The sequence below is a fragment of the Streptomyces sp. NPDC046557 genome (assembly GCF_040645975.1).
Lineage (GTDB): Bacteria > Actinomycetota > Actinomycetes > Streptomycetales > Streptomycetaceae > Streptomyces.
The window spans coordinates 42,622-63,354 of record NZ_JBEYZH010000005.1; the positions used below are offsets into that span (position 1 = coordinate 42,622).

Below are 20,733 nucleotides of genomic sequence, written 5' to 3' on the forward strand. Positions count from 1 at the left end.
ACGGGCTGAGGCGAATCGACTCATGAAGATCCACAAGTACGACACCGTCATCGTCGGAGCCGGCGGCGCCGGCATGCGCGCCGCCATCGAGGCGACGAAGCGCAGCCGCACCGCCGTGCTGACGAAGCTCTACCCCACCCGCTCCCACACGGGTGCCGCGCAGGGCGGCATGGCCGCCGCGCTCGCCAACGTGGAGGACGACAACTGGGAGTGGCACACCTTCGACACGGTCAAGGGCGGTGACTACCTGGTCGACCAGGACGCCGCCGAGATCCTGGCGAAGGAGGCCATCGACGCGGTCCTCGACCTGGAGAAGATGGGCCTGCCGTTCAACCGCACCCCGGACGGCACCATCGACCAGCGCCGCTTCGGCGGTCACTCCCGCAACCACGGCGAGGCGCCGGTCCGCCGGTCCTGCTACGCCGCGGACCGCACCGGCCACATGATCCTCCAGACGCTGTACCAGAACTGCGTCAAGGAGGGCGTGGAGTTCTTCAACGAGTTCTACGTCCTGGACCAGCTGCTGGTCGAGGTCGACGGAGTGAAGAAGTCCGCGGGCGTCGTCGCGTACGAGCTCGCCACCGGCGAGATCCACGTCTTCCAGGCGAAGTCCGTGATCTACGCCTCGGGCGGCACCGGCAAGTTCTTCAAGGTGACCTCCAACGCGCACACCCTCACCGGTGACGGCCAGGCGGCCTGCTACCGGCGCGGTCTGCCGCTGGAGGACATGGAGTTCTTCCAGTTCCACCCGACGGGCATCTGGCGCATGGGCATCCTGCTGACGGAGGGCGCCCGCGGTGAGGGCGGCATCCTCCGCAACAAGGACGGCGAGCGCTTCATGGAGAAGTACGCGCCGGTCATGAAGGACCTCGCGTCCCGTGACGTCGTCTCGCGCTCCATCTACACCGAGATCCGCGAGGGCCGCGGCTGCGGTCCCGCCGGTGACCACGTGTACCTGGACCTGACGCACCTGCCGCCGGAGCAGCTCGACGCCAAGCTCCCGGACATCACCGAGTTCGCCCGTACGTACCTCGGCATCGAGCCGTACACGGACCCGATCCCGATCCAGCCCACCGCGCACTACGCCATGGGCGGCATCCCGACCAACGTCGAGGGTGAGGTCCTCGCGGACAACACCACCGTCGTCCCGGGCCTGTACGCGGCCGGCGAGGTCGCCTGCGTCTCCGTGCACGGCGCGAACCGTCTGGGCACCAACTCGCTGCTGGACATCAACGTCTTCGGCAAGCGCTCGGGCATCGCAGCCGCCGAGTACGCGCACCGGAACGACTACGTCGAGCTGCCCGAGAACCCGGCGCAGCAGGTCATCGACCTGGTCGAGCGGCTGCGCGACTCCACGGGCACCGAGCGGGTCGCCGAACTGCGCCTGGAGCTCCAGGAGACGATGGACGCGTGTGTGATGGTCTTCCGTACGGAGCAGACCATCAAGACCGCGGTCGAGAAGATCGCGGAACTGCGCGAGCGCTACAAGAACGTGTCCGTGCAGGACAAGGGCAAGCGCTTCAACACGGACCTGCTGGAAGCCATCGAGCTGGGCAACCTGCTCGACCTGGCCGAGGTCATGGCCGTGTCCGCGCTGGCGCGCAAGGAGTCCCGCGGCGGTCACTACCGCGAGGACTACCCGAACCGCGACGACGTCAACTTCATGCGCCACACCATGGCGTACCGCGAGGTCGGCGACGACGGTAAGGACACCGTCCGGCTGGACTACAAGCCCGTCGTCGTCACCCGCTACCAGCCGATGGAGCGTAAGTACTGATGGCCACCCCCACCCTCTCCAAGACGGACGCGATGGAGGCCGCGGCCGCGGCCTCGCCCTTCATCACGGTCACGTTCCGGATCCGCCGCTACAACCCCGAGATCTCGGACGAGGCGCAGTGGCAGGACTACCAGATCGAGATCGACCCGAAGGAGCGCGTGCTCGACGGTCTCCACAAGATCAAGTGGGACCTCGACGGCACGCTGACCTTCCGCCGCTCGTGCGCGCACGGCATCTGCGGCTCCGACGCGATGCGGATCAACGGCAAGAACAGGCTCGCCTGCAAGACGCTGATCAAGGACATCAACCCGGAGAAGCCGATCACCGTCGAGGCCATAAAGGGCCTCACGGTGATGAAGGACCTCGTGGTCGACATGGAGCCCTTCTTCCAGGCGTACCGCGACGTCATGCCGTTCCTGGTGACGACGGGCAACGAGCCGACGCGCGAGCGCCTGCAGTCCGCCGAGGACCGCGAGCGCTTCGACGACACCACCAAGTGCATCCTGTGCGCCGCGTGCACGTCCTCGTGCCCGGTGTTCTGGAACGACGGCCAGTACTTCGGCCCGGCGGCGATCGTCAACGCGCACCGCTTCATCTTCGACTCGCGTGACGAGGCCGGTGAGCAGCGGCTGGAGATCCTGAACGACAAGGACGGCGTGTGGCGCTGCCGCACGACCTTCAACTGCACCGACGCGTGCCCGCGCGGCATCGAGGTCACGAAGGCGATCCAGGAAGTCAAGCGGGCCCTCATCACCCGCCGCTTCTGATCCTTTGACGCGCCGCTCGCACGGTTCGGCCCTGGCGGGCCTCACCGGCTTCGCGGCGCTGCGCCGGACTCCGTCCGGCGGCCTTGGCCGAGGCCCGTACCCCTTGGGGTGCGGGCCTCAGTCGTTGCCCCGGCATCACCCCGAGGGGTGACGGGCGAGCGGAAAAACCTTTCGTCGGACGGAGGGGCCCCACGGGCGGCGGTACCGTCACCGACGTCGCTTGCTGAGCGGAGAAGGTGCTTCCCATGCCTGCCGTGTACGACGAATTGCCGTGCGACCCGGGTCTCGATGAAGTCCTCTGGCATGCCTGGAAGGCGATGGTCCTTCCGGAGGGCTACCGGGCCGAGGTCATCGAGGGTTCCATCGGTGTGTCCCGCGCCGGCCGTCGCCGCCACGGCGTTCTCGTCCACCGTCTGCGGAGGGCAGTAGAACCGCGGCTGACGGGCACCGGTCTCGCCGTCCATCAGTGCGTCGACATCATCCGTGGACGGAAGGTCTGCGTTCCCGACCTGTTCGTGGCACCCGAGGACCTGACGAGATCCCCGACGAAGAAGGGTTCGGCGTCGACGCCACCCGCGTCGCCCTGGTCGCCGAGGTCGTCTCGCCCGGCAAGGAGGTCCACCGCCAACACCACAGCCGCAAGCGCCGCTGGTATGCGCAGTCCGGCATCGCCGTGTACCTCGTCGTGGACGACTTCGAAGACCAGGGCACGGTGACGGTCTTCAGCGGACCCGACCCAGGCAGGGGCACGTACGCCACCCGGACCAAGGTCTCTTACGGCACGCCCGTCACGATCCCCGAGGGGCCTGCAAAGGGTGTGGAGATCGACGGGGCTCTGACTGCCCCGTGAGGACATGGACCCTGCTCGAACAGGCCGACTTCCTCACGGACCGGGTACCTGGTCTGCGGGTGGAGATGATCGGGGGCATCCTCACGGTGTCCCCGGTGCGGGACCTGGGCCACGCCCGGGTACTGACCGATCTCACGGTCGCGTTTCTGCACGCGGGCCTCGGTGACGGCGAAGCCGTAGTGGTGCAAGGCGTCGGCCTCTGGCTGCCCACCGGATCCGAGGACTACGCGATTCCCGACCTGTCGGTGGTCAGCGCAGGCATCGAGGACCATCTGGTCGAGTTCAACTGCTACGACCCGGTGGCCTTCCGCTTGGTCCTGGAGGTGACCTCGGCCAACTACAACAACGACCTGAACCTCAAGGCCGTCGCGTACGCGCAGGCCCGTGTACCGGTCTACGTGGTGGTGAACCGCGGGGACCAGCAGTTGCACGTACTGAGCGACCCCGTCGAGGGCGAGTACACGAACCACCGTATCCACGCCGCAGGCGAACTGGCGCCCCTGCCCGTCAGCCTGGGAGCCGAGGTCACCCTAGACGTGGCCGAACTCCTGGAGGCGGGCCGGCCGCCGAAGCCGGAGGCTTAGGACTCCGCCGCGAAGTCGGTGAACGCCGCCCAGGCCGACGGGGTGAGCGTCAGGGCGGGGCGGGTGGTGTCCTTGGAGTCGCGGACGTGCACGGCGGACGGGCAGGCCGCGACCTCGACGCACTGACCGCCGTCGCCTCCGCTGTACGTGCTCTTCTGCCACGTCATGGCTACCTCGACGCACTCGCCGCCGGTGCCGTCGCTGTAGCTGCTCTTGAACCAGGCCAGTTCGGTGTTCATCGCTCTCCCAGCAGCCGCTCGATCCGCTGCGCCGAAGCCTTCGGGCTCAACGCCACTCCTCGAATGTTCGCATGCCGCTGCACCATGTCGCTGACCACCAACCGGTCTGAGAGCACCCAGCTTTGTCCCTGACCTTCCAAGTAACCCAACATGCGGCGCTCAGGCGTCTCCGCGATCGTCATGGGTCCCGTCGCACCCACGACCTCCTCGCATTCGAGCGGAACGAGCTGGATGCGCACGTGGGGCAGACGGCCGCATGCGAGCAGGTGTCGGAGCTGCTCCCGCCAGACTGTGTCTCCTCCCACTTTGCGCCGCAGGAAGGTCTCCTCCAGTACGAAGCACAGCACCGGCGGTGGGTCCCGGTACAGAAGCGCTTGGCGGTCCAAACGGGCAGTCAGCCGACTCTCTATTTCCGCGGCGGCGACGGGCGGCCAGTGGTCCACAAACACCTGGCGTGCGTACGCCTCGGTTTGGAGCAGCCCGTGTAGGACGTGGGTGGAGTAGACCCACAGGCTGACCGCCTTCGCCTCGATCGGCGCGAAGTTCCTGAACTGTGGCGCGTACCGCTCCTCCTCCAGGTACGGCACCGTCGCCTTCAGCAGGCCCTCCCCGCCCAGGACGTCGTCCACCTTCTCGATCGTCTCGGCGTCCATCACCCGCTCGCCACGCTCGAACGCCCCGATGGTCGACGGGGAGAAGTTGGTGTCGCCGCCCAACTGCTGCCGCGACACCCCGCGTTTCTCACGGAGCGTGCGCATCTGGGCGCCCAGCCCGCGCCGGAGCGCCGACGGCAGGGGTTCACTCGGGTTCACAGGCTCGGTCATCGGCTTCACGGCCCTTCACAGATCGCCGTCTGTGACGGCGCGACCACTGTTCAGGCTAGCTCCGGGCCGTCACCCTCTGTGGTGTGAACGAGGAAATCTCCCCCCGCGCGTGGGCCCCGGATTGGGTCCCCGAGTCCGGCTTCCGACTCCGGCTCGCCGGCGTGCACTTCGATGCCGTCCGCGTCCAGGGTCAGCTCGGCGAGGACATCGCCAAGCAGCTCAGCCGACTCACCGACCACGACCCCGGGCCCATCGTCTACGAGCTCAACGGCTTCCGCTGGATGTACTTCCTGATCCCGCCCGGTACCGCGCGGGAGCGGAGCTGGCCCTCGTACGCCCAGCGGTACAGCTCGCGCACCCGCCCCGCCGCCGCCTACGTGGGGGTGCCCGCGCTGTACGGGACGACCTGGCCGCTGGCCTGGCGGTCCTTGCCGACGCCCGAGGCTCCGCACGTCGATCCGGAATCGCTGGAGAAGGCCATCGGAACGATGCCCTGAACCAAACGCTTGAACCTGTTCAAAAAGAGGTCTACAGTCGGCCTCGTCAGCAGTTGAACACGTTCAAAGGGGCTGGGGCATGGACCTCACCGTGGTCGCGTACGTCATCTACCTGGTCATCAGCATCGGGCTCACCGTTTGGGTCGCCCGCACCCTCACCCGCAACGGCCGCATCTTCATCGCCGACGTCCTCCAGGGCAACGAGAAGCTCGCGGACGCCGTCAACCACCTCCTGGTCGTCGGCTTCTACCTGGTGAACATCGGCTTCGTGACCCTCTTCCTGCGCTCGGCCGAGACCATCACCGAGGCGCGCGGTCTCTTCGAGGCGCTCTCGGTGAAGCTCGGCGTCGTCCTGCTCGTGCTCGGCGTGATGCACCTCGGCAACGTATGGGTGCTCAACAAGATGCGCCGGCGCGGCATCATGGAGCGCCGGCAGACCCCGCCGGTCGCTCCCCAGGGGTGGACCGCCCCGGCCGGGGCCTGAGCCCCGATGACCGCGGCCACCACGCCGACCGCGCCGATCCGGCACCTGACCGTCCTCTACGACGCCAACTGCCCGCTCTGCGTGCACATCCGGCACTGGCTCCTCGGACAGCGGTGGCTCGTACCGCTACGGCTCGTCCCGGCAGGATCGTACGAGGCGCGGCAGCGGTTCCCCGGCCTGGACCACGCGGCGACGCTGCGTCGGATCACCGTGGTCGGGGACCGGGGCCAGCTCTGGACCGACACCGATGCCTTCATCGTGTGCCTGTGGGCCCTGGCCGAGCACCGGCCGAAGGCCAACTGGCTCGCCACCCCGGCGGGCCGGCCCTTCGCCAGGGCCGCCATGCACACCGCCTCCGTCTGGCGGGCCGCGGTCCGTACCAACGGCGAGGCCGGGGCGGAAGGAGCGGCCTGTGACGATGCCTGCGCCGCACCCCGATAGGGTCGTACACCGTGACCGATCAGAAGGCTCCGAAGAGCGAGCAGACCCGCACTCTCATCCTCGAAACCGCCCTCCGCCTGTTCCAGGAGCGCGGGTTCGACAAGACGACCATGCGGGCCATCGCCAAGGAGGCGGGCGTTTCGGTCGGCAACGCCTATTACTACTACGCTTCGAAGGAACACCTGGTCCAGGGGTTCTACGACCGGATCTGCGCCGCACACCAGGCGGCGGTCCGGCCGATCCTGGAGAAGGAGACCGATCTCCAGAAGCGCCTCGCCGGCGTCCTGACGAGCTGGCTGGACATCGCGGCGCCGTACCACGAGTTCGCTTCCCAGTTCTTCAAGAACGCGGCCGACCCGGAGAGCCCGCTCAGCCCCTTCTCGCCCGAATCGGAGCCCGCGCGCGAGGCGGCGATCGACATGCACCGCGAGGTGCTGGCGGGCGCGAAGACGAAGGTGCCGGAGGAACTGGCCGACGCACTGCCCGAGCTGATGTGGCTCTCGCAGATGGGGCTCGTCCTGTACTGGGTCTTCGACCGCTCGCCCGACAGCGAGAAGACCCGCCGGCTCGCCGAGCGCGGCGCGCAGCTCACGACGCGGGGTATCGTCCTCGCCCGGTTCCGGGTGCTGCGGCCGCTGGTGCGGGAGGTCCACGAACTGTTCGCGGACTTCCTGCCGGGCATGGCCCAGACGGCGGTCTCCCGCAAGAAGCGCGCCTCCGACCCGTACCCGGAGGAGAAGGCGTAGGAACCGGTGGCGCGCCGCCGCGTCACAGCCAGTTGAGTTCCGACAGGCGCCAGACGCCCGTGCCGTCGGAGAGGTACTGCGCTCCGCCGACGGCGTCGCGGGACATCACGTAGTCCTTCTTCTGCCAGATCGGCAGGATCGGGATCTGCTGGGAGATCAGCTTCTGGAGCTCGCGGAAGTCGGTGGCCGCCTCGCCGCGGTCGGAGTGGGTCCGGGTGCGGGCGATCAGGTCGTCGACGGCCTTGTCGGAGTAGCCGTTGTTCATGCTGGAGCCGGTGGCGACGAGCGGGGCGAGGAAGTTGTCCGCGTCCGGGAAATCGGCGATCCAGCCCAGGGTGTAGGCGTCGAATTCACCCGCCGCGTACTCCTTCTGGTAGTCCTGGAACGTGGCGACCATCTTGATCTTCAGCTGGAACAGGCCGGTGGCGGTGAGCTGCTTGGCGATCGCGTCGGCTTCCTCGACGTTGGCGCCCCGATCGTTGACCCCCAGGGTCAGCGACACCGGAGCGTCGATCCCGGCGTCCTTGAGGATCTTCTTGGCCACCGCCTCGTCGGGCTTGGGGTAGGTGTCGAAGAACGGCGTGCTGTGGCCGGCGACCCCGGCCGGGACCAAGGAGTAGAGCGGGGTGACCGTGCCCTTGTGGACGTCGGCGGCCAGCTTGGAGCGGTCCAGGACGGCGGCGATGGCCTGGCGCACGGCGGGCTTGGCGACGGTCGACCCGGGCCGCACGTTGAAGATCATGATGCGGGTCTCGGTGCCGCCGGAGACCGCGTAGCGGGTGTCCGTCAGGCCGGGGCCGAGGCCCGCGAGCACCCCGGGCGGCATGTCGCGGTGGGCGACGTCGATCTTGCGGTCCGTCCAAGCCTTTTCGAGTTCGGCGGAGCCCTTGAAGTACTTGACGCTGATCGACGCCGCCGCCGGTTTGGCCTGGCCCTTGTAGGTCGGGTTGGGCTTGAGGTCGGCACTGGCGCCGGCCTCGTACCCGGTGAGGGTGAAGGGGCCCGAGCCGTCGACCTTCGTGCCCTGGCGCAGGGCCTTGGCCGGGTACACGTCCTTGTCGACGATCGAGGCCGCGCCCGTGGCGATCTTGAAGGGGAAGGTGGCGTCGGGGGCCGAGAGGTTGAAGGTGACGGTGTTGCCGCTCGCCTTGACCGATTCCAGGGTGTCGAAGAGCGAGGCCGGACCCTGCTCCGCCTTGATCGCCTTGATCCGGTCGAAGGAGAACTTCACGTCGTCCGCGGTGACCGCGCGCCCGTTGGAGAACTTCACCTCCGGGCGCAGCCGGCACTGGTAGGTGGTGAGCTTCTGCCCCACGAACTCACACTCGGAGGCGGCGTCCGGGACCGGTGTGTCGGAGCCGGGCTTGATGGTCAGCAGAGACTGGTAGACGTTGCTGAACAGCGCCCAGGAGCCGGCGTCGTACGCCCCGGCCGGGTCGAGGCTGGAGACGGAGTCGCTGGTGCCGACCCTGATGGCGCCCCCGCCCTCGCCGTCCGGCAGCAGTTGCCACGCCGCCACGCCGCCGGCCGCCGCGAGGACGAGACCCGCGGCGATGACCTTCAGTCGGGCAGAACTCATCCCCTGACCCCGCTATTCACACTAGGCACTCCGATTATCGGTCAGCCAATCACGGAACATCAGCCACCGGAAGGCCCGTTATGCCTGGTCAGGCCTGGTATGAGGCCAGTTCGACCACAGTGATGTCCGACGGCGCGCCGACCCGGACGGGCGGCCCCCAGGCACCCGCTCCCCTCGACACGTAGAGCTGCGTGTCCCCGTAGCGCTCCAGTCCGGCGACGGTCGGGTTGGCGAGTTCGGCGATGTAGTTGCCGGGCCAGAGCTGGCCTCCGTGGGTGTGGCCGGAGAGCTGGAGGTCGACGCCGTGCCGGACGGCGTCGTGGATGACGATCGGCTGGTGCGCGAGGAGCACGGCGGTCCGGCCGCGGTCGCGGTCACCGAGGGCCTTATCGAAGTCGGGGCCTTGGCCCTCGCTCTGCCCCTGGACGTCGTTGACGCCGGCGAGGTCGAAGTACGGCAGGGCGCGGCGGGCGTTCTCCAGGGGCTCGATGCCGAGTTCCCGGACGTGGTCGACCCACTGCCGGGCGCCGGAGAAGTACTCGTGGTTTCCGGTGACGAAGAAGGAACCGTGCCGGGCCCTGAGCCCGCGCAGCGGCTCGGCGGCCGGGCCGAGGTCGTGTACCGTCCCGTCGACGAGGTCGCCCACGATGGCGATGAGGTCGGGCTGGGTGCGGTTGACGGTCTCGACGATCCGGGTGGTGTGGGCACGGCCGAGGATCGGGCCGAGGTGGATGTCGCTGACGACGGCGATCCGGAAACCGTGCGCGGCGCGGGGCAGCTTGGCCAGTGGCACCCGCACCCGCTTGACGCGGGGGCCGCGCAGTACGCCGTACGTCCCGACGCCCACGGTGCCGAGGGCCGCGGCGGCCGCGACCCCGCCGAGGGTGCGCGAGACGAACAGCCGCCGGGTGAGGTCGGCGGGGGTGGGGGTGGGTTCGGGCGCGGCGGCGGGCGTGGGGTCGGGCGTCTCCGGCGCGGGGGGCGCGGAGGCCCGTACGGGAGTGGTCACGGGCGCGGCCACCGGGACGGGCTCGGGTACCCGCGCGGCGGAGCGGCGCAGCCACAGCCGGCGCACCGGCTCGGCCACCAGCATCACCAACGTCAGGTACAGGAGCACGGCCAGCCACATGAACCCGGGCCAGGCCACCGCCCGCTGGAGCCAGAACGGCGCACCCGCGTGCCCGGCCACCAGCGCGGCGACCGCGAGCACGGGCAGCGCGAAGGCCAGGACCGTGCCCACGCGGCGTGCCGGTCCACCCGCGCGGGTGGTGTCACGGACCAGCCGGATCCACAGCCACCGGTGCACCAGAGCCAACAGGAGCAGTACCGCGAGCGCGGCCACCGCGAAGACGAATACGGTCATCGTGATGCACGCCGCAGCGCCCGCACCCCGCGCAACCCGATCACCCCAACGGCCGTCCCCAGGAGAAAGGACGTGACCGCGAGGAGAAGGTGGACCCAGAAGTACGCCGTAGGGTCACCGGCCGCGTCGAAGGACAGGCCGCTTCCGTTCTTCCACAAATTCCGGACGAAGGTCACCCAGATGAACCAGCTCCACACTCCGAAGGCGAGCAGGAACCAGGAGGCGGCGCGGCTGAGTTTCATGCCCTCAGTATCGGTTTCGTCGTCAGGACGGACACGCCGGGGTGGGCTGTACCGGCGGTGGTTGCGGCGGGTTGACCTGCCCGCTGCTGCGGGCAGCCCATCGGGATGTACGTTCACCTGCGTGTCTGCCAAGAAGACCGCGCTGACGGTCCTTTCCGCCGCGCTGCTGGTCCCCGCCATCCTCTCGGCCCCCGCACACGCCGACCCGGCGGCGCCGCCGTCGGTGCCGGCCGACGGCAAGGGCAAACCTCCCAAGGCGCCCGCGCCGCCGTCGTCGATGTCCAGCGTCGGCGGCGCCGCTCTCGGGCAGCCCGGCACCCAGGTGAACCTGCTGCCCGGGGCCCCGGCGCTGCCGGCGAACCTCACGGGACGGTCCTGGATCGTGGCGGACGCAGACACCGGCGAGGTGCTGGCCGCCCACAACGCGCACTGGCGGCTCCCGCCCGCCTCCACGATGAAGATGCTGTTCGCGGACACGGTGCTGCCGACCCTCCCCAAGGACCAGGTGCACAAGGTCACCGAGCAGGAGATGGCCGACGTCGGCGCGGGCAGCAGCCTGGTCGGGGTCAAGGAGGACACCGAGTACACCGTCCACGACCTGTGGCTCGGCGTCTTCCTGCGCTCGGGCAACGACGCGGTGCACGTGCTGTCCGCCATGAACGGCGGCATCGAGAAGACCGTCAAGGACATGCAGGCGCACGCCGAGGAGCTCCAGGCCCTCGACACCCACGTGGTCTCGCCCGACGGGTACGACGCCCCCGGTCAGGTGTCGAGCGCGTACGACCTCACCCTCATCGCCCGCTCCGGACTGCAGAAGCAGGACTTCCGGGAGTACTGCGGCACGGCGAGCGCCCAGTTCCCGGGCCGGCAGGAGTCGGGCAAGCCGCGCGACTTCTTCGAGATCCAGAACACCAACCGGCTGATGACGGGCGCGGGTGGCATCTCCCCGTACAAGGGCATCGCCGGGGTGAAGAACGGCAACACCAGCATGGCCGGCTCGACCTTCACCGGGGTGGCGCAGCGCGGGAACAAGAAGCTGCTGGTCACCGTGATGAACCCGGACGCCGGCGGGATCAATCCGGTGTACGAGGAGACGGCCGAGCTGTTCGACTGGGGCTTCGCGGCGACCGGGAAGGTCAAGCCGGTCGGTGAGCTGGTGCCGCCGAAGAGCGCGGACACCAAGTCGAAGGGCGCGCCGGCGCAGTCGCACGAGCAGAGCCAGGCGGCGGCCGGCGGCGACCGGGGCGACAACGGCCTGGGGACCGCGCTGGGCATCGCCGGCGGGGCGTTGGCCGCGCTGGCGGGCGGCACGTTCGCCTTCAATCGGCGGTGGCCCCTGGGGCGGCGCGGGCGCCGGCCGGCGGACGAGGACCTCGTCTAGCGGGTGTCTGCGCAAAGGTCCACCACTAGGGCGCGTCGCCCTTCCGGGCCGGGGTGTCGGCGGCGGGTTCCGCCGGGGGCACGTCGGCGGGGGCCTTCTGCGGACGGGCGTCGTCGGCGGCCGTCCACGCGGCGCAGAACAGCAGCAGCTTGGCCGTGAAGTTGATCCAGAGCAGCAGGGCGATCGGCACGCCGAAGGCCCCGTACATGCTCTTCCCGGCTACCTCCCTGATGTATCCGCTGAGCAGCAGTTTCAGCAGCTCGAAGCCCGCCGCGCCGATGAGGGCCGCCTGGATCAGCCGGCCCCGGCGCGGCTCGACGCCGGGAAGCAGGGTCAGCAGGTAGAGCAGCAGCAGGAAGGCAGCCAGGACGCCGACCAGGAACGCACCGCTACGCAGGACCGCTCCGCCCGCGCCGCGCTGGGGGACGCCGAGCAGCTCGCCGAACTTGCCCACCGCGCTGGACCCGATGATCGAGGCGGCGGCCGAGGCAAGTCCCGCGGCGCCGAGCCCGAGCAGGACGAGCGCGTCCTTGCCCTTGCGGACGACGGGGTTGCCCTGGTCCTCGTCGTCCTTCTGCCAGACGGCCCGCAGGCAGTCGCGCATCGAGCCGACCCAGCCGATGCCGGTGAAGAGCAACAGGCCGGCGGCCACGAGTCCGACGGTGCCCGCGTTCGCGACGAGTCCGTTGAGGTCGAGCTGGTCGGAGATGCCGGGGACCTGCTGGGAGAGGGTCTTCTGGAGGCGGTCCAGCTGCTCCCGGCTGAGGAGTCCCGCGCCGATGGCGGCGGCCACGGTGATCAGCGGGAAGAGCGCGAGGAAGCTGATGAAGGTGATCGCGGCGGCGAGCCGGGACCAGTGGACGCGGTCGAGCCGTTCGTACGCACGCCAGGCGTGGGTCCGCATCAGGGCTGCCACCAGCGGCCCGATCACCGGGATCTTCGTCAGCCAGTCCATGGGGTCACCGTAAATGGGATGCCGGAAATAGCCGGGATTGCACCGCTTTGGGGCTACGGTCGTCGCTTGTGACTTTTCGCCAGGTGTATTCGATGGGGCATCCGTTTCACGCCCTGGTCCTACGGAGGCTCAGGTTCCGCACGTTCCGGGTCCTTCGGCCCCTCCGTCAGGAGCGGCGTATGACCGTCCCGGCCGCCTCGTTCGTCGGCGAGCCCTGCGCGGGAAAGCCCGCCGGGCCGGGGCCGAAAGGGTACTCGCGCAGCTTCCGCCAGACGCCGTCCGAGCCCTGCTCGTAGAGCGCGAACCCGCCGCACAGCCACTGGGCCGAGTAGTCCGCGAGCGTGTCGAACGCCACGTCCATCGCTTCCTCGGAGATCCCGTGGGCGACGGTGACGTGCGGGTGGTACGGGAACGCCAGCTCCCGGTCGAGCGGCCCCTGCGGGTCGCGGAGCCGGCCCTGGAGGCGGGTGCAGCCGGAACCGCCCTCCACCACCTTGACGAAGACGACCGGCGAGAGCGGGCGGAAGGTTCCCGTGCCCTCCAACCGCATCGCGAAGGCGCGGAAGCCGGCCGCGACCTCGGCGAGGTGGGCCCGGATCGCCGGGAGCCGGTCCGCGTCCACCTCGGTGGGCGGTACGAGGGTGACGTGCGTGGGAATGCCGTGCGCGGCGGCGTCCCCGAAGCCCGCGCGCAGCTCCTGGAGTCGGCTGCCGTACGGCTCCGGGACCGCGATCGAAACGCCGAGCGTTACGGTCCCCACGTCTGTCTCCTCCGTCTGTCGGTTGGCTCTGTCACCGAAGGGGTGGTGCCGCCTCAGTGTGGCGGCACGAACCCCCGGGCCGCCAGGGCTCTCGTCGGTCAGTGCTTGGCGGGCAGGAAACCGAGCCGGTCGTACGCCTGGGCCAGGGTCTCGGCGGCGACCGCGCGGGCCTTCTCCGCCCCCTTGGCCAGGAGGGAGTCCAGCGTCTCCGGGTCGTCCAGGTACTCCTGGGTGCGCTGCCGGAACGGTGTGACGAAGTCGACCATCGCGCCGGCGAGGTCGGTCTTCAGTGCGCCGTACCCCTTGCCCTCGTAGGCGGCTTCGAGGGCGGGGATCGACTCGCCCGTGAGGGTGGAGTAGATCGTGAGCAGGTTGCTGACGCCGGGCTTGTTCGCCGTGTCGAAGCGGATCTCCGCCTCGGTGTCGGTGACCGCGCTCTTGATCTTCTTCTCGGTGACCTTGGGCTCGTCGAGGAGGTTGATCAGGCCCTTGGGGGACGACGCGGACTTCGACATCTTGATCGTCGGGTCCTGGAGGTCGTAGATCTTCGCGACCTCCTTGACGATGTGCGCGGCGGGCAGCGTGAAGGTCTGGCCGAACCGCTGGTTGAAGCGCTCGGCCAGGTCGCGGGTGAGCTCGATGTGCTGGCGCTGGTCCTCGCCGACGGGGACGGCGTTCGCCTGGTAGAGCAAGATGTCGGCGACCTGGAGGATCGGGTACGTGAACAGGCCGACGGTGGCGTTGTTGACGCCGCCCTTGGCGGACTTGTCCTTGAACTGCGTCATCCGGCTGGCCTCGCCGAAGCCGGTGATGCAGTTCATGACCCAGCCGAGCTGCGCGTGCTCGGGGACGTGGCTCTGGATGAAGAGCGTGCAGCGCTCGGGGTCCAGGCCGGCGGCGAGCAACTGCGCGGCGGAGAGCCGGGTGTTCGCGCGAAGGTCCTTCGGTTCCTGCGGCATGGTGATCGCGTGCAGGTCGACGACCATGTAGAAGGCGTCGTGCGTCTCCTGGAGGGCGACGTACTGGCGGATGGCTCCGAGGTAGTTCCCGAGGTGGAACGAACCGGAGGTGGGCTGGATGCCGGAGAGCGCGCGAGGACGATCAGAAGCCATGGCTTCATTCTCTCAGGTGCGGCGGCGGGCTCGGGCCCGCCGCCGGCCGGAACCTTCCGGGTCGTACGGCCGGCCCCGGGCCCCCACCGCGATACCGCCCGGTAGCGGCCCGTCCGGATCTTGCCCCGGCCGAGCGACCGCTTTCCGCCGCCCGTTCGGCCGGGCCCGGCCGTCCCTTGCGGCCACGCCGCCTCGCTCCCGGGCGGGGCCGTTTGCTTTCCGGCGGGGCCGGCAGCTCCGTGCGGCCGCGCCGCGCCGCTTTTGTTGTCCGGCAAGGCCGGGCACCTTCCTGCGGCTACGCCGCCGCACCCTCCGTCCGGGCGGGGCCGGGCACCTTCCCGCGGCTACGCCGCCGCACCCTCCGTCCGGGCCGGGCACCTTCCCGCGGCTGCACCGACGCACCCTCCGTCCGGGCGGGGCCGGGCACCTTCCCGCGGCTACGCCGCCGCACCCTCCGGCAGGGCGGGGCGGGCGTCCCTCTACGGCTGCGCCGCGCGTAGTCCGGCCGGGCCGGCCATGCCGTGCGGCGAAACCGCCCGCTGTACGGCGGCGGGGCCGCCGTCTGTCCGGCGGGGCGGCCACTTCTTGCGGCTACGCCGCTTTTGCTGTCCGACGGGGCGGACAAATCCAGCCCCGCCGGCGTTTGAGGCGCGGGGTCCGGGGCGGAGCCCCGGGGAAACCCGGCCCCGCCGGGCACCGGCCCCGCAGGGTGCGCGGCGGGACCCGGCCCGTAAACCGGCAGGCCGGGCCGTCAGGCCAGGGGGAGGCCGGGGGCCGGGAAGGCGGACATCAGGGACGAGACCTCCCCGCGGACAGCGGCCAGCGCGCCCTCGTCCGCGCCCGCGGCCGCGTCGACCGCACGCGCGATCCACTCCGCCACCACCGGCATGTGCTCCACCGACAACCCCCGCGACGTCAGCGACGGCGTACCGATCCGGATGCCCGACGGGTCGAACGGCTTGCGCGGGTCGAACGGCACCGTGTTGTAGTTCACGACGATCCCCGCCCGGTCCAACGCCTTCGCCGCCACCTTGCCCGGCACCCCCCGCGACGTCAGGTCCAGCAGGATCAGGTGGTTGTCGGTACCGCCCGACACCAGGTCGAAGCCCCGCTCCAGCAGCGACGCGGCCAGCGCCTTCGCGTTGGCGACGACCGCGTGCGCGTACGTGACGAACGCCGGCTGCGCCGCCTCGTGCAGCGCCACCGCGATGCCCGCCGTCGTCTGGTTGTGCGGGCCTCCCTGGAGGCCCGGGAAGACGGCCTTGTCGATGGCCTTCGCGTGCTCCTCCCGGCACATCAGCATCGCGCCGCGCGGCCCGCGCAGGGTCTTGTGCGTGGTCGTGGAGATGACGTCCACGTGACCCGCCGGGCTGGGGTGCGCCCCGCCCGCGATCAGGCCCGCGATGTGCGCCACGTCCGCGACGAGGATCGAGCCCGCCTCCTTGGCGATCGAGCCGAACGCCTCGAAGTCGATCGTGCGCGGCAGCGCGGTACCGCCACAGAAGATGATCTTCGGCCGCTCGGCGAGCGCCAGCTCCCGCACCGCGTCGTAGTCGATCCGCCCCGTCTCCGCGGAGACCCCGTACTGCACGCCCCGGAACCAGGAGCCCGTCGCCGAGACGCCCCAGCCGTGCGTGAGGTGCCCGCCCATCGGCAGGGCCATGCCCATCACCGTGTCGCCCGGCTTCGCGAAGGCCAGGTACACGGCCAGGTTCGCCGGGGAGCCGGAGTACGGCTGGACGTTCGCGTGGTCCACGCCGAACAGGCCCTTGGCCCGCTCGATCGCGAGGGACTCCACCCGGTCGATGTTCTGCTGGCCCTCGTAGTAACGGCGCCCCGGGTAGCCCTCGCTGTACTTGTTCTGCAGGACGGTGCCGGAAGCCTCCAGCACCGCCGCGGACACGTAGTTCTCGCTCGGGATGAGGCGGAGCGTCTCCGCCTGGAGGGTTTCCTCGGCCGCGACGAACGACGCCAGCTCGGGGTCGGTCGCGAAAAGGGCGGGATGGCGGCGCACTGTCATGGCGGTCCTCCGGGGTCGATGTCTGGTCTCGTCCCCGCGAGGCCCAGGCGAGCGGCCCTGTCTGCGGTCCTGCGCGCACGACTCCCCCGGAGTCCGTTCTCCGTGCGCCAGTCGCCGTGCGTGCGGCCCACCTTAGCGGGCGCGCCACGAGAAAGGTTTCTCCGTCCGATATAAGAGCGAACATGGAAAGTGACGCCACCCTCGTCGACTGCCTGCCGGACGATCGGAGACCCCGTGTCGAAGACTGCTGATGCCATCCGCACCGCCGACGCGCACAGCGCGCACAACTACCATCCGCTCCCCCTCGTCGTCGCGTCGGCGGAGGGCGCGTGGATGACCGACGTGGAGGGCCGCAGGTACCTCGACATGCTCGCCGGCTACTCGGCGCTCAACTTCGGCCACGGCAACCGCCGGCTGATCGACGCCGCCCGCGCGCAGTTGGAGCGGGTCACGCTCACCTCCCGCGCCTTCCACCACGACCGGTTCGCGGACTTCTGTACCGAACTCGCCGCCCTGTGCGGCAAGGAGATGGTGCTCCCGATGAACACGGGCGCGGAGGCCGTGGAGACGGCGGTCAAGACGGCCCGCAAGTGGGGGTACGAGGTCAAGGGCGTCCCGGACGGTCACGCCAAGATCGTGGTGGCGGCCGACAACTTCCACGGCCGGACCACCACCATCGTCTCGTTCTCGACGGACCACGAGGCCCGCGACCACTTCGGGCCCTACACTCCCGGCTTCGAGATCGTCCCGTACGGCGACCTCACCGCCCTCTCCCACGCCGTGACCTCGAACACCGTGGCCGTGCTGCTGGAGCCGATCCAGGGCGAGGCCGGTGTCCTCGTACCGCCCGCCGGCTACCTGAAGGGCGTACGGGAACTCACGCGCGAGCGGAACGTGCTGTTCATGGCGGACGAGATCCAGTCGGGCCTCGGCCGCACCGGCGAGACCTTCGCGTGCGCGCACGAGGGTGTCGTGCCGGACGTATACATCCTCGGCAAGGCACTGGGCGGCGGCGTCGTCCCCGTCTCCGCCGTGGTCGCCGACCGGGACGTGCTCGGGGTGTTCCGGCCAGGCGAACACGGGTCCACCTTCGGCGGGAACCCGCTCGCCTGCGCGGTCGCCCTGGAGGTGATCGCGATGCTGCGCACCGGCGAGTACCAGCAGCGCGCCACCGAACTCGGCGACCACCTGCACCGGGAGCTGAACCTGCTGGTGGGCGGAGGCGCGGTGACCGCCGTACGGGGCCGCGGGCTGTGGGCGGGCGTCGACATCGACCCGGCGCGCGGTACGGGCCGGGAGATCTCCGAGAAGCTGATGGAGCTGGGCGTCCTGGTGAAGGACACCCACGGCTCGACCATCCGCATCGCCCCGCCGCTGGTGATCGGCAAGGAGGACCTGGACTGGGGCCTGGACCAGCTGCGGTCCGTGCTCGCGGCCTGACCGCCGTACCGGTCCAGGCCGATCTAAAACACGGCCTAGAGGATGACGTGGGGCAGGAAGCGGGCGTACTCGTCCGTGACCGGCCCCGCCGATTCCCGGATGCCGAGCCCCGCCGCCTCCTCCTCGACGACCCACGCGCCGAGCACCACCCGGTTGCCGTCGAAGTCCGGCAGCGGGGCCAGCGCCTGGAAGACGTACGTCTCGTCCTCCTCCGCCGCGAACGGCTCCCCGCCCACCGGGTGCAGGGTGACCCCCGCGCCCTCGCGGCCCAGCAGCGGCTTCGCCGCGAAACCCGTGGTGTCCGCCAGCTCGCGCGGCCCGTCGAGATAGGCGGGCAGCAGGTTCGGGTGCTCGGGGAACAGCTCCCACAGGATCGCCAGCAGCGCCTTGTTGGCGAGCAGCATCTTCCACAGCGGCTCGATCCAGCAGGTGCTGCCCGAGCCGCCGCCGTGGTCGTACGTGGCCAGGACCTGCGGACCGAACGCGTCCGCGGCCAGCCACTCCCACGGGTAGAGCTTGAAGCAGCTGCGGATGAACCGCAGCCGGTCGTCCACGAACCGACCGGACAGGCCGTCCCAGCCGATCTGCTCCACGGACAGGGCGTGCGTGGCCAAACCGGCCTGCTCGGCGGTCTCCTGGAGGTAGGCGACCGTCATCAGGTCCTCGCCCAACTCGTCTGTCTCGGAGTGGGCGAAGTGGACGGGCCCGGGCGGCAGCAGTTCCGCCTGCCGGCGCCACGCCTCGACGAGGCGCTCGTGCAGGGAGTTCCACTGGTCGGCGCCGGGGAAGCGTTCCTCCATCCAGAACCACTGCGGACTCGCGGCCTCCACCAGCGAGGTGGGGGTGTCCGCGTTGTACTCCAACAGCTTCGCCGGGGCGCCGGTGTCGTCGTAGCGCAGGTCGAACCGGCCGTACAAGGAGGGCTGTTCGGCGCGGCGGCGCCAGGACTCGGCGATGAGCGCGGCGAGCCGGGGATCGTCTATGCCGAGGTCGGCGAAGCGGTCGTGCTCGACGATGTGCGCGGCGGCCGCGAGGCACATGGCGTGCAGTTCCTCGACGACGTTCTCCAGCGCCTCCACCTCGGGGAGGGAGAAGGAGTAGTACGCGCTCTCGTCCCAATAGGGCCGCAGCGAGTCGTCGGGGTAGCGGGTCAGGGGGTAGATCAGGCCCTGCTCCTCGACGGTCTTCTGCCAGTCGGGGCGGGGCTCGATGGTGTGGCGCTTCACGGGGCCGGGCCTTTCCTCAGCCGCCGCTGGAGCTGCTGTGGCCGCCGATGCCGCCACGGGTGACGGCGGACTTGTCGAAGCTGCCGCCCTTGAGCTTGCTGCCGCTGGTGCTTCCGCCGTAGTAGTACGCGCCGCGGCCGCCGCTCCGACACTCCTTGTCGTTCAGCTTCTGCAAGGTGGCGCGGTCGGCGCAGCGCTTGTCGGGCTCGCTGCTGCCGCAGGCCACGAGGGTGGCGGCGAGCAGGCCCATACCGCCGAGGGCGACGGCGCCGGAACGCATGCGGCGCCGGGTGGTGGTGTCGTTGGTGGTGTCCATGTACGGGTTCGCTCCCCCTGGGTGGCTTGCCCGACAGACTAGAGCGGGGTGGCGGGGGGATGGAATCCGGCCGTCGTCGCACCCTTGTCACGACGGTGACCTACAGTCTCTTCGTGCTGATTGGGATGGTTTGCGCGTTGGGGGCGGCGGTCTGTTTCGGGACGGCGTCGGTGTTGCAGGCGGTGGCCGCGCGGGCGACGGCGCCGGGGACGGGGTCGGGGGTGGACGCGGCCCTGTTGCTGCGGGCGGTCCGGCAGTGGCGGTACGTGGCGGGGCTGGGCCTGGACGCGGTCGGGTTCGTCCTCCAGGTCGTGGCGCTGCGGCACATCCCCATCTACGTGGTGGGCGCGGCGCTGGCGGCCAGCCTGGCGGTGACGGCGGTGGTCGCGGCGCGGCTGCTGCGGGTGCGGCTGAGCCGGGCGGAGTGGTGTGCGGTCGCGGTGGTGTGCGGGGGGCTGGTGATGCTGGGGTTGTCCTCGGGCGAGGAGGGCACGCAGACGGGGCCGCCCGCGCTGAAGCCGGCGCTGCCGGTGGTGGCGGTGCTGGTGCTGCTCGCCGGGGCGGCGGCGGGCCGACTCCCGGGCCGCGCGAGGGCGCTGGCGCTGGGGCTGGGGGCGGGGACCGGCTTCGGGGTGGTGGAGGTGTCGGTCCGCCTCATCGACGGCGTGGACTTCTCCAACCCGGCCGTGTACGCGCTGCTGTTGGGCGGGGGTGCGGGGTTCCTGCTGCTCACGTCGGCGCTCCAGCGGGGTTCGGTGACGGCGGCGACGGCGGGCCTGGTCCTGGGCGAGACGGTCGGCCCGGCGGTGGTGGGGGTGGTCTGGCTGGGTGACCGCACGCGGGAGGGCCTGACGTGGCCGGCGGTCCTCGGCTTCGCGGTGGCCGTGGCGGGGTCACTGGCGTTGGCCCGCTTCGGCGAACCGTGACCCTGTCCGGGTGTTGTGCGGGCCTCCGCGGGGGCGCCCGTGGCGCAGGGCGGGGTCGGTGTTCGCCTCAAACGCCGGCGGGGCCGGTGCCCTGGCCGGGTCGTCGTGCGGTCCTCCGCGGGGGCGCCCGGTCCGCCGGGCGGGGTCGGTGTTCGCCTCAAACGCCGGCGGGGCCGGTGCCCTGGCCGGGTCGTCGTGCGGTCC

General features: G+C 70.5%; 22 protein-coding genes. 11 read left to right on the forward strand and 11 right to left on the reverse strand.

What is annotated here, in order from left to right:
* The first annotated feature begins 22 nt into the window (after positions 1-22).
* The 4 genes from sdhA to ABZ934_RS13450 all read left to right on the forward strand — a co-directional run bounded on the left by sdhA (position 23) and on the right by ABZ934_RS13450 (position 3,978).
* Positions 23-1,777 (forward strand): succinate dehydrogenase flavoprotein subunit, encoded by a 1,755-nt coding sequence (gene sdhA / locus ABZ934_RS13435; protein WP_361312260.1) that lies wholly within the window; start codon positions 23-25, stop codon positions 1,775-1,777.
* A complete protein-coding gene (locus ABZ934_RS13440) occupies positions 1,777-2,544 on the forward strand; it encodes a succinate dehydrogenase iron-sulfur subunit (RefSeq protein ID WP_361312262.1) in 768 nt (255 codons plus the stop codon). Before sdhA ends, ABZ934_RS13440 begins: the two co-directional genes overlap by 1 nt.
* Positions 2,545-3,010: 466 nt before the next feature.
* On the forward strand, positions 3,011-3,394 hold the full coding sequence (locus tag ABZ934_RS13445) for a Uma2 family endonuclease (protein ID WP_361312263.1): 384 nt from the start codon (positions 3,011-3,013) through the stop codon (positions 3,392-3,394).
* Positions 3,391-3,978, forward strand: a complete 588-nt coding sequence (locus ABZ934_RS13450; RefSeq protein WP_361312264.1) for a Uma2 family endonuclease — start codon at positions 3,391-3,393, stop codon at positions 3,976-3,978. The genes ABZ934_RS13445 and ABZ934_RS13450 overlap by 4 nt, the downstream gene beginning before the upstream one ends.
* Here ABZ934_RS13450 and ABZ934_RS13455 read toward each other — a convergent pair.
* Positions 3,975-4,217 carry a DUF397 domain-containing protein gene (locus tag ABZ934_RS13455; RefSeq protein WP_361312265.1) on the reverse strand — a complete coding sequence of 81 codons (243 nt, stop codon included), beginning with the start codon at positions 4,215-4,217 and terminating at the stop codon, positions 3,975-3,977. The two genes, ABZ934_RS13450 and ABZ934_RS13455, sit on opposite strands and share 4 nt — an antisense overlap.
* The gene (locus ABZ934_RS13460) at positions 4,214-5,041 is read right to left on the reverse strand and encodes a helix-turn-helix transcriptional regulator (RefSeq protein WP_361312266.1); all 828 of its coding nucleotides are present in this window, start codon (positions 5,039-5,041) and stop codon (positions 4,214-4,216) included. Before ABZ934_RS13460 ends, ABZ934_RS13455 begins: the two co-directional genes overlap by 4 nt.
* An 83-nt stretch (positions 5,042-5,124) precedes the next feature.
* Between ABZ934_RS13460 and ABZ934_RS13465 the strand changes: the two genes are divergently transcribed.
* The 4 genes from ABZ934_RS13465 (at position 5,125) to ABZ934_RS13480 (ending at position 7,209) form a co-directional block, all read left to right on the forward strand.
* Entirely contained in the window at positions 5,125-5,538 is a 414-nt protein-coding gene (locus ABZ934_RS13465) for a hypothetical protein (protein ID WP_361312268.1), read from the forward strand.
* 79 nt (positions 5,539-5,617) lie between these two features.
* Positions 5,618-6,022: a hypothetical protein gene (locus ABZ934_RS13470; RefSeq protein ID WP_361312269.1), complete on the forward strand. Its 405-nt coding sequence runs from the start codon at positions 5,618-5,620 to the stop codon at positions 6,020-6,022.
* A 6-nt stretch (positions 6,023-6,028) separates the two neighbouring features.
* On the forward strand, positions 6,029-6,463 hold the full coding sequence (locus ABZ934_RS13475; RefSeq protein ID WP_361312272.1) for a DCC1-like thiol-disulfide oxidoreductase family protein: 435 nt from the start codon (positions 6,029-6,031) through the stop codon (positions 6,461-6,463).
* An 11-nt stretch (positions 6,464-6,474) separates the two neighbouring features.
* Positions 6,475-7,209, forward strand: coding sequence for a TetR family transcriptional regulator (locus ABZ934_RS13480; protein ID WP_361312274.1), 735 nt, complete (start codon positions 6,475-6,477; stop codon positions 7,207-7,209).
* A gap of 22 nt (positions 7,210-7,231) precedes the next feature.
* On the opposite strand, the gene ABZ934_RS13485 is transcribed toward ABZ934_RS13480, so the two are convergent.
* From ABZ934_RS13485 to ABZ934_RS13495, 3 genes are all read right to left on the reverse strand, one after another.
* Entirely contained in the window at positions 7,232-8,788 is a 1,557-nt protein-coding gene (locus ABZ934_RS13485) for an ABC transporter substrate-binding protein (protein WP_361312276.1), read from the reverse strand.
* A gap of 88 nt (positions 8,789-8,876) precedes the next feature.
* On the reverse strand, positions 8,877-10,151 hold the full coding sequence (locus ABZ934_RS13490; protein ID WP_361312278.1) for a metallophosphoesterase: 1,275 nt from the start codon (positions 10,149-10,151) through the stop codon (positions 8,877-8,879).
* Positions 10,148-10,393: a hypothetical protein gene (locus tag ABZ934_RS13495; protein WP_361312280.1), complete on the reverse strand. Its 246-nt coding sequence runs from the start codon at positions 10,391-10,393 to the stop codon at positions 10,148-10,150. The genes ABZ934_RS13490 and ABZ934_RS13495 overlap by 4 nt, the downstream gene beginning before the upstream one ends.
* Before the next feature lie 121 nt (positions 10,394-10,514).
* On the opposite strand from ABZ934_RS13495, the gene ABZ934_RS13500 reads away from it, so the two are divergent.
* Positions 10,515-11,774 carry a D-alanyl-D-alanine carboxypeptidase gene (locus ABZ934_RS13500; RefSeq protein WP_361312282.1) on the forward strand — a complete coding sequence of 420 codons (1,260 nt, stop codon included), beginning with the start codon at positions 10,515-10,517 and terminating at the stop codon, positions 11,772-11,774.
* A gap of 25 nt (positions 11,775-11,799) precedes the next feature.
* Here ABZ934_RS13500 and ABZ934_RS13505 read toward each other — a convergent pair whose 3' ends face one another.
* From ABZ934_RS13505 to glyA, 4 genes are all read right to left on the reverse strand, one after another.
* Positions 11,800-12,729, reverse strand: a complete 930-nt coding sequence (locus ABZ934_RS13505) for a YihY/virulence factor BrkB family protein (RefSeq protein ID WP_361312283.1) — start codon at positions 12,727-12,729, stop codon at positions 11,800-11,802.
* 166 nt (positions 12,730-12,895) lie between these two features.
* On the reverse strand, positions 12,896-13,489 hold the full coding sequence (locus ABZ934_RS13510; protein ID WP_361312285.1) for a 2'-5' RNA ligase family protein: 594 nt from the start codon (positions 13,487-13,489) through the stop codon (positions 12,896-12,898).
* Between the two features lie 98 nt (positions 13,490-13,587).
* Positions 13,588-14,601, reverse strand: a complete 1,014-nt coding sequence (gene trpS, locus ABZ934_RS13515) for a tryptophan--tRNA ligase (protein ID WP_361312286.1) — start codon at positions 14,599-14,601, stop codon at positions 13,588-13,590.
* A 751-nt stretch (positions 14,602-15,352) separates the two neighbouring features.
* Entirely contained in the window at positions 15,353-16,621 is a 1,269-nt protein-coding gene (gene glyA / locus ABZ934_RS13520; RefSeq protein WP_361312288.1) for a serine hydroxymethyltransferase, read from the reverse strand.
* 234 nt (positions 16,622-16,855) lie between these two features.
* Between glyA and rocD the strand changes: the two genes are divergently transcribed.
* Complete coding sequence (rocD, locus tag ABZ934_RS13525) at positions 16,856-18,061, forward strand: ornithine--oxo-acid transaminase (RefSeq protein WP_361312290.1); 1,206 nt, start codon at positions 16,856-16,858, stop codon at positions 18,059-18,061.
* Positions 18,062-18,096: 35 nt separating this feature from the next.
* Here the strand turns inward: rocD and ABZ934_RS13530 are convergent, their stop codons facing one another.
* Both ABZ934_RS13530 and ABZ934_RS13535 read right to left on the reverse strand, forming a co-directional pair.
* Positions 18,097-19,287 carry a glutathionylspermidine synthase family protein gene (locus tag ABZ934_RS13530; protein WP_361312291.1) on the reverse strand — a complete coding sequence of 397 codons (1,191 nt, stop codon included), beginning with the start codon at positions 19,285-19,287 and terminating at the stop codon, positions 18,097-18,099.
* A gap of 16 nt (positions 19,288-19,303) precedes the next feature.
* Positions 19,304-19,603 carry a hypothetical protein gene (locus ABZ934_RS13535; protein ID WP_361312292.1) on the reverse strand — a complete coding sequence of 100 codons (300 nt, stop codon included), beginning with the start codon at positions 19,601-19,603 and terminating at the stop codon, positions 19,304-19,306.
* A gap of 125 nt (positions 19,604-19,728) precedes the next feature.
* Between ABZ934_RS13535 and ABZ934_RS13540 the strand changes: the two genes are divergently transcribed.
* Positions 19,729-20,529: a hypothetical protein gene (locus ABZ934_RS13540; protein ID WP_361312594.1), complete on the forward strand. Its 801-nt coding sequence runs from the start codon at positions 19,729-19,731 to the stop codon at positions 20,527-20,529.
* Positions 20,530-20,733 lie beyond the last annotated feature (204 nt).

What these genes read in the sequence shown, in the direction of transcription:
- sdhA (WP_361312260.1), top strand. Translation starts at nt 23, where the DNA reads ATGAAGATCCACAAGTACGACACCGTCATCGTCGGAGCCGGCGGCGCC.
- ABZ934_RS13440 (WP_361312262.1), top strand. Translation starts at nt 1,777, where the DNA reads ATGGCCACCCCCACCCTCTCCAAGACGGACGCGATGGAGGCCGCGGCC.
- ABZ934_RS13455 (WP_361312265.1), bottom strand. Translation starts at nt 4,217, where the DNA reads ATGAACACCGAACTGGCCTGGTTCAAGAGCAGCTACAGCGACGGCACC.
- ABZ934_RS13460 (WP_361312266.1), bottom strand. Translation starts at nt 5,041, where the DNA reads ATGACCGAGCCTGTGAACCCGAGTGAACCCCTGCCGTCGGCGCTCCGG.
- ABZ934_RS13470 (WP_361312269.1), top strand. Translation starts at nt 5,618, where the DNA reads ATGGACCTCACCGTGGTCGCGTACGTCATCTACCTGGTCATCAGCATC.
- ABZ934_RS13475 (WP_361312272.1), top strand. Translation starts at nt 6,029, where the DNA reads ATGACCGCGGCCACCACGCCGACCGCGCCGATCCGGCACCTGACCGTC.
- ABZ934_RS13485 (WP_361312276.1), bottom strand. Translation starts at nt 8,788, where the DNA reads ATGAGTTCTGCCCGACTGAAGGTCATCGCCGCGGGTCTCGTCCTCGCG.
- ABZ934_RS13490 (WP_361312278.1), bottom strand. Translation starts at nt 10,151, where the DNA reads ATGACCGTATTCGTCTTCGCGGTGGCCGCGCTCGCGGTACTGCTCCTG.
- ABZ934_RS13495 (WP_361312280.1), bottom strand. Translation starts at nt 10,393, where the DNA reads ATGAAACTCAGCCGCGCCGCCTCCTGGTTCCTGCTCGCCTTCGGAGTG.
- ABZ934_RS13505 (WP_361312283.1), bottom strand. Translation starts at nt 12,729, where the DNA reads ATGGACTGGCTGACGAAGATCCCGGTGATCGGGCCGCTGGTGGCAGCC.
- trpS (WP_361312286.1), bottom strand. Translation starts at nt 14,601, where the DNA reads ATGGCTTCTGATCGTCCTCGCGCGCTCTCCGGCATCCAGCCCACCTCC.
- glyA (WP_361312288.1), bottom strand. Translation starts at nt 16,621, where the DNA reads ATGACAGTGCGCCGCCATCCCGCCCTTTTCGCGACCGACCCCGAGCTG.
- ABZ934_RS13535 (WP_361312292.1), bottom strand. Translation starts at nt 19,603, where the DNA reads ATGGACACCACCAACGACACCACCACCCGGCGCCGCATGCGTTCCGGC.
- ABZ934_RS13540 (WP_361312594.1), top strand. Translation starts at nt 19,729, where the DNA reads ATGGTTTGCGCGTTGGGGGCGGCGGTCTGTTTCGGGACGGCGTCGGTG.